Source organism: Mesoterricola sp. MK458, from assembly GCF_055384935.1.
In genome coordinates this window covers 1,111,495-1,124,669 of the sequence record NZ_AP045075.1, presented here as the reverse complement: position 1 = coordinate 1,124,669, position 13,175 = coordinate 1,111,495, and the positions used below count along the sequence as shown (strand labels likewise).

Here is a 13,175-nt window from a genome sequence, read left to right as displayed (position 1 = left end):
CGAGCCATGGAACTGACCCGCGGCGCCCGCCTGGGCCCCTACGAAATCGTCGGCCCCCTGGGTGCGGGGGGCATGGGGGAGGTGTACAAGGCCAGGGACACCCGCCTGGACCGCTTCGTGGCCGTCAAGGTGCTGCCGGGGCACCTGGACGGGGATCCCCGGGCCCTGGCGCGGTTCGACCGGGAGGCCAAGGCCATCGCGGCGCTGAACCACCCCAACATCATGGCCATCTACGACTTCGCCACCGAAGGCGAGGTGCGCTTCGTGGTGATGGAGCTCCTGGAGGGCGAATCCCTCCAGGCGCGCCTGGCCCGGGGACCGCTTCCCTCACGCCAGGCCACCGGCCTGGCCATCCAGATGGCCCAGGGACTCGCCGCCGCCCACGAGAAGGGGGTCATCCACCGGGACCTGACCCCGGGCAACCTCTGGATCACCAAGGACGGCCGCCTGAAGATCCTGGACTTCGGCCTGGCCCGCCAGGCCCGCGCGGACGAGGGGCCCTCCATCACCCACGAGGGCGCGGTGCTGGGCACCCCGGGCTACATGAGCCCCGAACAGGTGCGGGGCGAGGAGGTGGACGCCCGCACCGACATCTTCAGCTTCGGGGTGGTGTTCTTCGAGATGCTCACGGGCCGCCGGGCCTTCGTGCGGTCCACGTCCGCGGACACCCTGGCGGCCATCCTCCAGGAGGAACCCGAGCCGGGGGACCGCCCCCTCTCGCCCGCCCTGCGCCGCATCCTGGACCACTGCCTGGAGAAGGTGCCCGCCCGGCGCTTCCACGATGCCCAGAACCTGGCCTTCGCCCTGGAGAACCTCTCCCTGGGCACCACCGAACCCGTGGTGGCCGCCCGGCGCCCCGTGGCGTGGCGCCCCGCCGCCCTGGCCCTGGGCCTCCTCCTGGCCGGGGCCACCGGCCTCTGGTTCCTGCGTCCGGGGCCCCGGAAACCGCCCACCTTCCAGCGGCTGACCTACGAAGTGGGCACCATCGAAGCGGCCCGCTTCGGTTCCGACGGCCGGACCGTGTACTTCTCCATGCGCGTGGGCGGCGCGCCGCCCGACGTCTACGTGTGCGACCCCCGCAGCACGGAACCCAAGGCCCTGGGCCTTTCCGACGCCATGCTCCTGGCCGTCTCGTCCACCGACGAACTGGCCGTCCTCAAGCACCCCCGCTTCACCCTGGATGGGCTCTTCCTGGGCACCCTGACCCAGGTTCCCGGGGGCGGCGGCGCCCAGCGCGCCCTGCGGGAGGGGGTCGCCGAGGCCGTGTGGGACGGGGCGGGCCTGGCGACCCTGGGCACCCTGGAAGGGCTCCTGCAGTTCCAGCTGGAATTCCCGGTGGGCAAGCCCCTGGCCACCTACAACGATCCCCCCCGGGCCCTGCGGCACCTCGCCCTCTCCCGGGACGCCAAGCTGCTGGCGTGCGTGGACGGGGACTACGCCCGGTCCGTTTCCGACGTGTGCGTGTTCGACCGGAAGGGGGTGCGCAAGGTTCTCTTCACCAAGGCGGAAGACAGCCTGGGCGTGACCATCACCGGTCTGGCCTGGGGCCCCGGCCGCGAGCTGTGGGGGTCCGAGGTCCAGGGGGACCAGACGCTGATCTGGGCGCTCTCCCTGGCGGGAAAGCGGCGCATCCTCTGGCGCAGCCTGGGCAACCTGCAGCTCCTGGACGTGTCGCCCGAGGGACGGGCCCTGCTGGCCACCCAGACGGTTCGCCGGGGCGCCTACGCCCTCCGGGCCGGGGCGTCCGGAGCCCCGCGGGAAATTTCCCTCCAGGGGCGCAGCCAGGTGCGGGGTCTGAGCGCGGACGGCCGCCAGGTGCTCCTGTCGGAATCCCCCATCATGGACGGGGGCACGGTGGACGACCGCACCTACCTGCGTTCGCCGGACGGCGGACCGCCCCTGACCCTGGGCGCCGGCTTCGGGGATTCCCTGTCCCGGGATGGCCGCTGGGTGAACCTGGTCCTGGGGCCCCAGCCGGCCGGAAAGCTGGATCCCGCCTGGGTCCGCGCCCTGGAGGAGGCGGGCCTGCCCGCCGGGAGCCTGGACGACCTCAAGGCGCGCTCCCGCTTCCTAGTCTTCGTGCCCACGGGACTCGGCCGTCCCTTCGCCATCGCCATCCCCAAGGGCTATGAATCCATCGCCGGCGCCGGCTACCTGCTCCCCGACGGGCAGCGGGTGGTGGCCCACGTCCAGCACGGGGACCAGGCCCTGTGGGTGGTCCTGGACCGGCGGGGCGCCCCTCCGGTCCCCCTGGCGTCCCAGGGCAACTGGGCGAATTTCGCCACCGTGTACCCCCTTTCCAACGGCGGCACTCGGTTCATCCTTTCCCAGGACGGGCGCGCCTGGTTCGTGGCGAATCTGGCCGGCGGCCCCCTCGTGCCCATCCGGGGCATCCAACCGGGCGAACGTATCGTGGGGTGGAGCACGGACGACGGCGCGGTCTTCGTGCGCACCGGCTTCGCCCAGACACCCGTGGCCATCAGCCGCCTGGACCTGGCAACAGGGGCCCGGAAACCGGTGCTGGACTTCAACATCCCCGACCCCGCGGGCTACCAGGGCTGCCCGGAGGTGAGCATGTCCGCCGATGGCCGGGTCCTGGTCCTGTCCTACCGCAAGAACCTCAGCGAGCTCTACCTCGTCGACGGTCTGGCCTCCCCCTGAGTCCATGTTCCTGGCGCCCGGCACCCTTCTCGGCCCTTATGAGATCCTCAACCCCCTGGGCTCGGGCGGCATGGGGAAGGTCTACAAGGCCCGGGATCCCCGCCTGGGCCGGTTCGTGGCCATCAAGCTCCTCCTGGACCACCGGGAACGCAGCCCCGAGGCCCTGGCGCGCTTCGAACGGGAGGCCCGGGCGGCCGCCGCGCTCAACCACCCCAACATCCTGCGCATCTACGAATTCGAAACCCGGGGCCCCTTCGCCTACCTCGTCACCGAACTCCTGGAAGGCGAAACCCTGTCCCACCGCCTGGAGTCCGGCCCGGTTCCCCTGCGCCGGGCCGTGGACCTGGGGGCGCAGATGGCCCGGGGCCTGGCCGCCGCCCACGAGAAGGGCCTGGTGCACCGGGACCTCAAGCCAAGCAATTTATGGATCACCACCGAAGGCGTCCTCAAGATCCTGGACTTCGGGCTGGCCCGGCAGGTGCCGCGCCGGAGCGCGAGCCCCCTCATGAGCCTGTTCTCCCTGTCCCGGTCCGCCACCCCGGCGCCTCCCCTAACCGGGGAAGGCACGGTCCTGGGCACCCTCGGCTACATGAGCCCGGAGCAGCTGCGGGGAGAGCGGGTGGATGCCCGCAGCGACATCTTCAGCCTGGGGGCCGTGCTGTTCGAGCTGTTCACCGGCCGCCGGGCCTTCGGCCGGAACACCCCCGCCGAGACCATGGCGGCGATCCTCCGGGAGCGCACCTCGGAGATCTCGCCCGGCCTGGAGGCGCTGCCCCCCGGGTTCCGCCGGATCCTGGTCCACTGCCTGGAGAAGGCGCCCTCCCGGCGTTTCCGCAGCGCCGGAGACATCGCCTTCGCCCTGGAGGACGCCTCCTTCGCGGCGGAGGAACCGCTCCTGGCCGGCTCGGATCTGCGAAGGCAGATGCTCCGCCTGGCCTGGCCCGCGGCCGGGGGCCTGCTGGGCGTGGGGCTCATCACCTGGGCCCTGGGCGGCCGGTCCGGGCCCCCACCGGTCTTCCGGCGCCTGGACCTGCCGGCCGGCGCCATCGAAACCGCCCGCTTCGGGCCCGACGGACGCACGGTCTTCTTGTCCCTGCGCGGGGACGGCACGCCGCCGGAGGTCCTGGCCTGGGACCCGGCGGCCGAGGCGCTCCGCTCCCTGGGCCTCCGGGATGCCCTTCTGGCCGACGTCTCCGCCCGCGGCCAACTGGCGTTCATCCGGGGTCCCCGGCCCGCCGGCGCCCCGGGCGTCGCGGGCACCCTGGCCGTGGGCGGGGAATCCGGAGGCATCCCCCGGGAGGAGGGAGCCGACGTGGCCGAAGCCGTGTGGGACGGCGAGGGTCTGGCCACCCTCACCCTGACGCCGGCCGGCACCTGCCGCCTGGAGTTCCCCCGGGGCCGGCCCCTGGTGGAATGCGACGCCGCCACCCGGACCCTTTCGCACCTGGCCCTGGACCGGGCCGGCGCCCACCTGGCGCTGGTGGACGGGGACCCCGCCCGGGGCCGCGCCGAGGTGGCCGTGTTCGACCGGGACGGGAGCCGCCGGACCCTCCTGGCCCGGGACGGCGAGGGCCCCGACGGCGCCATCACGGGGCTGGCCTGGGGGGACGAGAGCCTGTGGGGCTCCCAACGCGACGGCGACCAGACCGAGGTGTGGACCCTCACCCTGGGCGGAGGCCGGCGCACCGTCTGGCGGGGGCAGGGGGAGTTGCAGCTGCTGGACGTGGGCCCCGGCGGGCGGCTCCTGCTGGCCCAGCAGCATGTGCGCCGTTCCGTGCTGGCCCTGGACCCGGGGGGTGGCCCCGCCCGGGACCTGTCCGTCCAGGGGAGCACCCAGGTCCTGGGATTGGCGGGCCAGGACGTGCTTCTGCTGGAATCCCCGAGCCCCGGCGGGGGCACCCGGGGGGACCGGTTCTTTTTGCGCAGCGCCGGGGGCGGACCGCTGCTGGCCCTGGGCCCCGGCCGGCCCGGAGCCCTGTCCCCGGACGGCCGCTGGGTTCCCGTGGACACCCGCGCCCTGGGTGCCGGCCCCCTGGATCCCGCCTGGGCCGAGGCCTACCGCTCGGCGGGACTGCCTGCGAAGGCCGCCGGGGATCCCGAAGCCCGGGCGAAGTACCTCCTGTTCGTGCCCACCCGCATCGGGCGTCCCTTCGCGGTGCCCGTGCCCGCGGGCTTTTCCGCCACCGGCCGCGGGGCCCAGCTGCTCGCGGATGGGCGCCACATCCTGGCCCACCTGGCCTGGGGACCGGTGGGCTGGGTCCTGCTGGACCGTGCCGGGGGTCCGCCGGTCATCCTGACCCCCGCGGGCCTGGGCGGCGCGTTCCCGGGCGGCCCCCAGGTCTCCCCGGACGGCACCCAATGCCTGGTGTCCGGCAATGGCCGGGACTGGGTCATCCTACCCATGGCGGGGGGCGAACCCCGGCCCGTCCCCGGCCTGGCCCTCGGCGAGCGGCCCGTGGCCTGGGACGCCGGCGGCCGGTCGCTGATCGTCCGGAGCGGCCAGGACCCGGCCGTGACCCTCTTCACCCTGGACCTGCGCAACGCCCGGCGCACGCCGCTGGCGACCTTCGCCCCCCACGGCGTGCCCGGCCATGGGCGTACCGCAACCCTCCTCGCGGAACCCCGGGACGGAGCCTTCGTGCTCGGCTGCGAAAGCCGGTTCAGCGACCTCTATGTGGTGGACGGCCTCCGGCCCTGAACCTACGGCTTGCAGACCTTGCAGGGCTTGTAGCCGCCCTTGTCCGCGTCGGCCTTGGTGGCCAGGGTGACCTTGTTCTCCGCCTTGATCTTGGCGCCCACGGCGCAGTCGGCCTTGTGATAGACCATGGACGCCTTGTTGGCCACGAAGCCGGTGGCGGCCGCGGGCTTGGCTTCGGCCTTGGGGGCCGGGGCGGGGGCGGGCTTCTTGGTGGCGGGGGCCTGGGCGAAGGCCGAGGCGGCGACGAGCAGGAGGGCGGCAGCGAAGAGCTTCATGGGCATTCTCCTTGAAGGTGGTTTGCGGCGCACATGATGCCCCCCTTCGCCGGGAATTGCCAGCCAAAGGATCAAGCCCGGACCCGTCAAACCGCCAGGGCCAGGTCCCGCTTCAGCTTCTCCCAGCCCGTCCCCCCCAGCGCCGGGCGCACCAGGTCCAGCACCTTCAGGAAGGCCGGCTCCGGCGCCCCGGCCCGGATCCCCGAGAGCTTGGCGGCGCGTTCGCGGGGGGTGAGCGCCGGGATCATCCAGGTGAGGGCCAGGGCCATCTCATCGGGCTTCACGGACGCCACCAGGGCCTTCTCGATGGCGATCAGCTCCTCGTCCGTGTAGGCGGCCCAGAGCACGGCGTTGTTCTCGATCTCCTCCCGGTCCATGTGCTCCAGGTTCTCCGCCACGAAAACCGCCAGGCCCCGGTAGAGCCGGGCTGCCGCCGCCTCGCCACCGGTGGCCGCGGCGGCCAGGTCGGCCTCGAGCCCCCGGATGGAGCGCTCGTGATGCTCGTGGTCCTCGGCGAACGACCGGGTCGATCCCGGCGCGCGGGCCTCCATGGCGGTGTGGATGAAATCGTTCTCGTGCTCCAGGTGGGTCCGGCACAGCCGCAGGAGGTCGGCGGCCTGGCCCAGGACGGCGGCCGACTCGGCCGCGTCGTCCAGGTCCAGGCGTCCCACCTTGGCGAGGGTGTCGCCCATGAAGGCCCGCAGGGCCTTGTGGATATCCGCGTAGCCGTCGAACCGGCCCGCCGGGGTGGATTTGGAATTGGCGTCGCTGCTCATGATTGCCTCCGATGGGTCAGGAAAGTCCCACAACCAAGCTACGGCGTGGAGGCCCTTGGAAAAACTGAAGAATAGGTTCACGTCTCCTTAAAATTTTCTTACTCCACAAACCCGGCCCGGTGCGGCACCCGCTCACTCGTAGGCAAAGCTCACCACGAACGTTCCCCGGTAGGCGCCAGGTTTCTGGCCCGCCGGCACCTTCAAGGTCGCCCCGACCCCCACCCAGGCCCGGCCACCCACCAGGAGCCCCCGGACCGGATCCGCCACGAACGCCATTCCATGCAGCGGCGCGCCGGGCCCCTCCAGGCGCAGGCGAGGGGGGAGGAGGACCGAGAAGGGGGCGCCCGGCTCCCCATGGATCCGGAAACGTGCCGCATGGCCGCTCCGGGCGCCCAGGGACAGCTTGCCCTCGGACACCCTCCGCCCTCCGGGCTCCAGCCAAACGGCCGCATCCGCCTCGGGCGCGAGGATGGCGCCGAAATCCAGGGCTCTTTCCACCGTGGCCTGCAGGGCCGCCATGAACCGGACCCTGACCGGAAGGGCCACCGTCACGGGGTTCGCGGCCGGCGACTCCACCGTCACCCACACCAGGGGCTCCGCCCCGGCCGGGGCGCCGGCGGGCTTCACCAGGGTTGCGCCCACCGGGATGACCGCGTTGCCAGCTCCATCGAAGACACCTCCCGGGGCGTGGAGTGCCGAAATTCCGGATGGCGCGGCGCCTCCGCGGACGGCGGCCGGGCTGAACCGAACGGTGTAGGTTGCGCCGGCGGGCCCTTTCAGGATCAGCCGGCCGGGACGGGGCAGGCCTGGGCCCCGGCTCAGCCCGCCCCAGGCGTGTACCCCGCCCAGGGGCGAGAGGGTGGTGCCTCCGGGTTCGGCGCGGGTCACGAGGGCGCCGAAATCCAGGTCCTCGACCGATTCCGCCCGCAGAACCTCGCTGGGCGGGGCGCCCAGGCAAGGTGCGGCAAGGATCAGGGCCAGCGGTTTCCAGGTCATGACGTGCCTCCGGAGCGGCGCCTCAGCCGCCTGAGCCAGTGGAAGGTGAAAGCCCCGAAGGGGATCGCCAGGAACGGGAGGGTCGTCAGCGCCCACCGGGAGCGGGGCCGCGCGTCCGGGGCCGCCGGGGCCTTGGGGGTTGCGGGTTCCAGCCGCGGGGGCCGGGCCTGGATGCGCGTGGCCCTTTTCCGCAGGTGGGGGCTGGGCTCCGGCCTGGCCGGGGCGGTTTGTCCGGTGGGGCCTGGCCAAGGATCGAGTCCGGTCGGAGGTTCCTCCGGTGGGAGCGGAACGGCCCTCATGGAAATGCCTTCCAGAAGGGGTTCGTCGCCGGTGAGCGTGAGCGTGCGCGAGGGCGGCAGGATGATGCCCAGCCGGGAGGCCTCCCGTTCGGCTACCCGCAGGAGGTACGTGCCCGGGACCAGTCCGGTCATTTCAAAGAAACCGTCGAAGGCGGAAACGGACGCCTGCTGGACTCCGCCCTGGGCATCCACCAGTTCCAGCGTCAGGCCCGGCAAGGGCCTGGCGCCATCGGGATCCAGGAGGCAGGCGGTGCCGTTGACTTCCCCGCTCACGATCAGGGGGAAGTCCAGCAGCACCGTCTTGCCCGGGCGGGGCACCAGGGAGAACCCCGGATGCCGGGCTTTCAGGAAGGGGTCCTCGATGCTCGCGGGGTTCAGGGCCACGGACACCGGCCGCCCCCAGCCCAGGAAGGGCTGGAAGATCACCCCCGCCGGGGCGGACAGGCCAGGCACGGGGGTGCCGTCGATCTTAAGGGAGACGCCTTCCAGGGGGGCCGGAGCGCCACCCTCGCGATGGCTCACGGCCGAGACGGCCCCACCGAAGGCCATGGGCGAAGCCGAGGGAAGCCACCGCCGCGTGCGGGGCTCCCACCCCAGGGAGACCTGGAGCCCGATGCCGACGGAATAGCCGGTGGAGCGCCCCACTTCCGCCCGTGTGCTCAGCCCCATCCGGCCCTGGAACCGGTTCGCCTGGAGGCTGAACCGGTTCTCACCGCCGGCCAGGATGCGCTGCCAGCCCAACTGGACGGTCCACGGACGCCACCACCCGGTATCCGCCTGGAAACCCAGCGTCCGTAGCCGTGACCGTCCGGCATCCATGCCGTATTCCGCCTCCCCCCGCAGGACGACCCCACTCCACGCCCGTCCCAGGCGAAAGGCGCCGTGGGCGTCGTCCAGCCCCGGGCCCCGGTCCAGGGAAACCCTGTTGGTGAGGCTCCACCCGCGCGTCTGCCCCAGCACCAGGGCCGAAATCCGGTTGATGTGCCCTCCCGAGGCCAACGCGTCCCGCGACCCTTCCAGCGTCAAGTGGAAGGGCAGGGCGAGGTCCAGTTGGCCCCGGGAGCGGGACCGGATGGCCCCGTGCGATGGACGGAACGCGGGGCTGGCGAAGCCCTGCAGCCAGGTGTGCTGGAGGGTCAGGGCGTGCGGGCCCCAACCGGTTCCCAGGCTCCCCGTCAGGGCCGTGCCGCCCGCCAGATCCCTCGCGGCGCCGCCGGTGAAGGTGAACCCCGGCAGGTACCCCTGGAGGGTCACCAGGCCGAAGCGCTGTGTGTCCGCGCCCGAGGCCACCTGGGCCGCACCCACCGTCAGGTCCATGTGGCGGTGCAGGCCGTAGGCAAACTCCCCCTGGTACCGGGCGATGCCTGGGCCCGGGCGGAGGGCCGCGGCCTGATACCGGAAGGCGCCCCGCGGCGTGAGGGGCTGGCGGAGGTCGAAGCGCCGCGTCTCCTCCCGGCGCTCGCCCTGGGGCCCATGGAAGACCAGCCGGAAAAGGTTCAGCCCGAATCGGAGGGGAACCTCGTCGAACACGTAAACCCCGTCCGTCCGGGAACGCTGAAAGCGGAGGAGGCCCCCGTCCTGGTAGAGTTCCACGGCCCAGCCCGGCAGCAGGTCGCCCCGGAAGGTGGTGCGTTCTCTCTGCCCCTGCCAGCGGTCCAGGCCGTTGCCCACGTGAACCCCCCGTCCCGTGGGCGTCCCTCCGACCAGGGCCAGCGGTTCCACGTGGATATCGCCGAGTTCCACCACGGTGGCTCCCAGGGGCCCCAGCAGGCCACCCTCGGGATCCCGGCGCGCCAGCGCCCCCCGGACGTTCCCCACCGGGTCCTGCCCGGTGCTGGTGAAGTGGAAGGTCGAGGTCATGTGAAGGAGGTCCCCCGCCAGGAACGTGGACCCCGACAGGTCCCCCTTCCTCCCCCGGTCCAGCCTCGCGTCCAGGGTCTGGTTGAGGAAGGGGGGGTCCCACAGGGCGTAGGGCGAAGCGATCCGGGGCAGGGCCTCTTCGGCCGGGGCCTCCTTGCGCAGCCCCAGCAGGTGCGCCTTGCGGTCCAGGTCCCACTGCACCTGCACGGGAAGCTCTTCGCGGGACGTCACCTCCGCGACGGCCCGGGAAGGATCCACCTTGATTTCCAGGTCCAGCCACGCCTCCAGGAGGGGGATGGCCACGTAGATGTCTTCGTCCAGGCACTCCGTGCGCGACCGGTCCACGGCCAGGGTCTTGCCGCCCGTCCGAACCGTGCCCGCGTCCAGGTCCAGCGCGAAGGTCTGGCCTGGGTTGCGCACGTGCCCCCAGGCCCTTGCGCCTTCCACCCGGATGCCCAGGCCCAGGGCACGGCTGAGGCCTGCCAGCGGCAGCCGGCAGGAGCCGGCCCCGTCGGTGTAGGCCGGCAGGCTGTCCCGCACGTCCACCGGCCCCGCCTTGAGGGCCAGAAGCAGGAGCCGGTCCTCCGCCGATTCCAGGCGGCCGGGCGGGACCTGGCCTTGGCCCGGCCACGCGAGAAGGCCCGCCAGGGCCAGGTCATTGAGTCGCATCTTACGTCCTCAGGGCAGGGTCAAGCGGGTTTCCGCCAGGACCTTCGTTCCGCCGTGCTCCACGTAGGCGACCTTGAGGGTGCCCCCGGCGAGAGCCCGGGGCGGGTCCAGTTCCACGGTCACCCTGCGCATGGCAAGGCCCCGGTAGACAGCCAGGCCGTTGATTCGACCCACCGGAGCGGCCTTGCCGCCCGTGGGGGTCCAGGTGGCCACCAGATCCCCGAAGGTCGAGCGGTTCCCCTCCCGGTGGATCTCGAGGGTGGCCTGGGGGCGCTCCCCCCCCGCCACGAGGCGCAGCCGCTCGAGGGTGGCGCGAGCCTGCGTCGCCCCGTGCCGCACGATCAGCGGCATCGTCAGGCCGCACACCGCCTGGATGCTCACGGAGATCCCGGCGCCCTCCTGGGGTTCCGCAGCGGCGGCCATCGCCTGGGGCACGCCCTGGAAGAGGAGGTGGCAGCGGTATTCCCCCGGCGCCAGGTGCTCGGGTTTCCGGATCTGGATCCGCACCGACTGGGAGGCTCCCGGGGCCAGGGTCACCTGCCGGGGCGCGAAGCGGATGAGGGGCTGCGCGCTGTGGTCACCCGGGGGACCCTCCAGGGACGTCATTTGTCCGTCTTCACCCATCTCGAGGTTGGTCACGGAAAGGCGGAACGTCGCCGGCCGGTCTCCGCCGTTGATCACCATCACCTCGGATGACCGCTCCCGGCCTTCGAGAACCAGGCGCGTGGGGGCGAGCATGAGGCTGCCGCCGATCATCGGCGGTGCCTGGGCCCGGGGCCCTTCCGCCGGAAGCGGAAGGGCCCAGAGGGCGGGCAGCATGAAGAGAAGCTTGGCTCGCATGGGTCTAGTCGTAATCCACGGTCACGGTGTAGCGACCCGAATAGACGCCGAAAGCCTGCCCGGGCGCCACGGCCAGGCTAGACCCCAATTGGAATTCCCTGAGCCCGTTTGTATTCGGGATGTTCGAACCCAGGTTCACATCATTTCCGGTGCCAGCGGCCCGCATGTCATCCACGACCACGACCATGGAATGCGTGGGATTCGTGAGGTTGGTGACCCGAAACGGTGGAATGGCGCGGACCCGGAACCCCTGGTTGGCGGGGCCCGTGAACCGGAAATGGGCGCTGGAGCCGGCGTTGCCCCCGGGGCCTGGCCGCAGCGCGGTGCCGGTCAGGTTCCGCGCCGAATAGGGGCGAAGCGCGGCGAGTTGGGGGGTGGCCCCCGTTCCGGGTGCGGGCGCAGGGGCTGGCACGATCGCTCCAAAGTCCATGGCCTGGAGTTCCTGGAGGTGGGCGAAAGGCACGATGGTGGCACGGGCCTCCACGGTGATGCTGGTATCGTAGGCAAGGAGGGCGGCCGGAGCCGCCAGGATGCATAGGGCAAGAATTCGTTTCGGCACGGTGGGCCTCCGGATCCGCAGAACGCTGCGGGCGGCTCGGGATTGAGCCGGCTAAAAGATGTTGGGTGCCCTCCAGGCGGTCCAGCCTGTGGGTGTCAGCACCTGATACTTGGCGCAGGCGCTACAAAGGTTTCATAACGCTTTTTTCAACCTTGATCGGCTGAAAGACTACGCCGTCCGGTGCGGCCCGGAAGGTGACCTGTGCGCCCCGAAAAGAAAAAAGATTGATTTATCCCACTGGATGGGCTGAGTATTACCCCGCTTCCAGGAGCCCTCGCCCGCCGATGAACCCCCGTGTCCCGATCCTGCTGAGCGCCGCCCTGGGCATCCTTCTGGCCGACGAACCCGCCCGGATCGAGGCCTTCACGGCCATGCCCGCCGCCGTGCGGCGCGGCAGCCCGGTGACGCTTGCGTGGACCGCCACCGGCACGGACCGCGTGAAGCTCCATCCCCTGGGCGTGGAACTTCCCGCCAAGGGTTCCATCAGCCACCCCCTCATCGGCCGCACCACCTTCTGGCTCAGCGCCGTCAACGTGTGGGGCGGCCAGACCCTGCCCGTGGTGGTGGACGTGCTTCCCGATGAACCGGCGCCCGCACCGATCGCGCCGCCCCCGCCGGTGCACACCGTTCCACCGCCCGCACCGGTCCGCCTCGCTCCTCCGCCCGTGCCGGCGCCCACGCCATCGCTCGTCCCCCAGGCAGGTTCCATCTGGATCCAGTTCGCCGCCCTGTCCCTCCCCGAGGGCATCGCCCGCCTCCAGGAGGACCTGCGGCGGGCCGCGGGCCTTGCGACCACGCTTTCGGCCGTGCCCGACCCCCGGGATCCCCGCCGCACCCTCCAGCGCGTCCGCCTCGGCCCCTTCGCCACGCCCCACGCCGCCAAGGCCCGCCTCCAGGAACTCCAGCCGCGGCTCGCCGGCCTGGGGCTCAAGCCCTACGTGGACCGGGGCGACGAGCCGGCCGGGGAACCTCGCCGGAAGCGGTCGCGCGCACAGCCCTGAATCCTGCCCGGGGCTTGAATCGCCGGCCCGCCTTGACTACCCTTGAGGGCTTTCCAAGGAGTCCCCATGGAGAAGATCACCCCCTGCCTCTGGTTCGACGGCAAGGCCGAGGAGGCCGCGCGCTTCTACGTGTCCGTCTTCGAGGACGGCCGGATCCTCGGCATCACCCACTACGGCGAGAACGCCCCCAGCCCCGCCGGCACGGTCATGACCGTGCACTTCACCGTCAACGGCCAGACCTTCATGGGCCTCAACGGCGGCCCCGCCTTCACGTTCTCCCCGGCGGTCTCCTTCATGGTGAACTGCGACACCCAGGAGGAGATCGACCGGTACTGGGCCCTGCTTTCGGAAGGGGGCCAGGAGGTGGAGTGCGGCTGGGTCACGGACCGCTACGGGCTGTCCTGGCAGATCGTCCCCCGGTCCCTGGCGGCCATGATGACCAGCGGGGACGCCGCCGCCGTGCAGCGCATGGTCCAGGCGGTCTGGAAGATGAAGAAGCTGGACCTGGCCGTCCTGGAGCGGGCCTACCGCGGCGCGTGAG

At 72.0% G+C, this 13,175-nt stretch carries 10 protein-coding genes; 4 read left to right on the top strand and 6 right to left on the bottom strand.

Going from position 1 to position 13,175, the window contains the following annotated elements:
• Positions 1 to 6 precede the first annotated feature (6 nt).
• Both ACZ5LB_RS04895 and ACZ5LB_RS04890 read left to right on the top strand, forming a co-directional pair.
• Positions 7 to 2,661: a protein kinase domain-containing protein gene (locus ACZ5LB_RS04895; protein ID WP_464605006.1), complete on the top strand. Its 2,655-nt coding sequence runs from the start codon at positions 7 to 9 to the stop codon at positions 2,659 to 2,661.
• A 4-nt stretch (positions 2,662 to 2,665) separates the two neighbouring features.
• On the top strand, positions 2,666 to 5,359 hold the full coding sequence (locus ACZ5LB_RS04890; protein ID WP_464605005.1) for a protein kinase domain-containing protein: 2,694 nt from the start codon (positions 2,666 to 2,668) through the stop codon (positions 5,357 to 5,359).
• A 2-nt stretch (positions 5,360 to 5,361) separates the two neighbouring features.
• Here ACZ5LB_RS04890 and ACZ5LB_RS04885 read toward each other — a convergent pair whose 3' ends face one another.
• From ACZ5LB_RS04885 to ACZ5LB_RS04860, 6 genes are all read right to left on the bottom strand, one after another.
• Positions 5,362 to 5,634 (bottom strand): Ada metal-binding domain-containing protein, encoded by a 273-nt coding sequence (locus tag ACZ5LB_RS04885; RefSeq protein ID WP_464605003.1) that lies wholly within the window; start codon positions 5,632 to 5,634, stop codon positions 5,362 to 5,364.
• A gap of 86 nt (positions 5,635 to 5,720) precedes the next feature.
• A complete protein-coding gene (locus tag ACZ5LB_RS04880; RefSeq protein ID WP_464605001.1) occupies positions 5,721 to 6,410 on the bottom strand; it encodes a hemerythrin domain-containing protein in 690 nt (229 codons plus the stop codon).
• A 132-nt stretch (positions 6,411 to 6,542) separates the two neighbouring features.
• Positions 6,543 to 7,406: a DUF4402 domain-containing protein gene (locus ACZ5LB_RS04875; protein ID WP_464605000.1), complete on the bottom strand. Its 864-nt coding sequence runs from the start codon at positions 7,404 to 7,406 to the stop codon at positions 6,543 to 6,545.
• On the bottom strand, positions 7,403 to 10,234 hold the full coding sequence (locus ACZ5LB_RS04870) for a hypothetical protein (protein ID WP_464604998.1): 2,832 nt from the start codon (positions 10,232 to 10,234) through the stop codon (positions 7,403 to 7,405). Before ACZ5LB_RS04870 ends, ACZ5LB_RS04875 begins: the two co-directional genes overlap by 4 nt.
• A gap of 9 nt (positions 10,235 to 10,243) precedes the next feature.
• Positions 10,244 to 11,074, bottom strand: coding sequence for a fimbrial biogenesis chaperone (locus tag ACZ5LB_RS04865; RefSeq protein ID WP_464604997.1), 831 nt, complete (start codon positions 11,072 to 11,074; stop codon positions 10,244 to 10,246).
• A gap of 4 nt (positions 11,075 to 11,078) precedes the next feature.
• Positions 11,079 to 11,633 (bottom strand): DUF4402 domain-containing protein, encoded by a 555-nt coding sequence (locus ACZ5LB_RS04860; RefSeq protein WP_464604995.1) that lies wholly within the window; start codon positions 11,631 to 11,633, stop codon positions 11,079 to 11,081.
• A 284-nt stretch (positions 11,634 to 11,917) separates the two neighbouring features.
• On the opposite strand from ACZ5LB_RS04860, the gene ACZ5LB_RS04855 reads away from it, so the two are divergent.
• Complete coding sequence (locus ACZ5LB_RS04855; protein WP_464604994.1) at positions 11,918 to 12,634, top strand: SPOR domain-containing protein; 717 nt, start codon at positions 11,918 to 11,920, stop codon at positions 12,632 to 12,634.
• A 66-nt stretch (positions 12,635 to 12,700) separates the two neighbouring features.
• Positions 12,701 to 13,174 (top strand): VOC family protein, encoded by a 474-nt coding sequence (locus tag ACZ5LB_RS04850; RefSeq protein ID WP_464604993.1) that lies wholly within the window; start codon positions 12,701 to 12,703, stop codon positions 13,172 to 13,174.
• The last annotated feature ends 1 nt before the right edge of the window (position 13,175 follow it).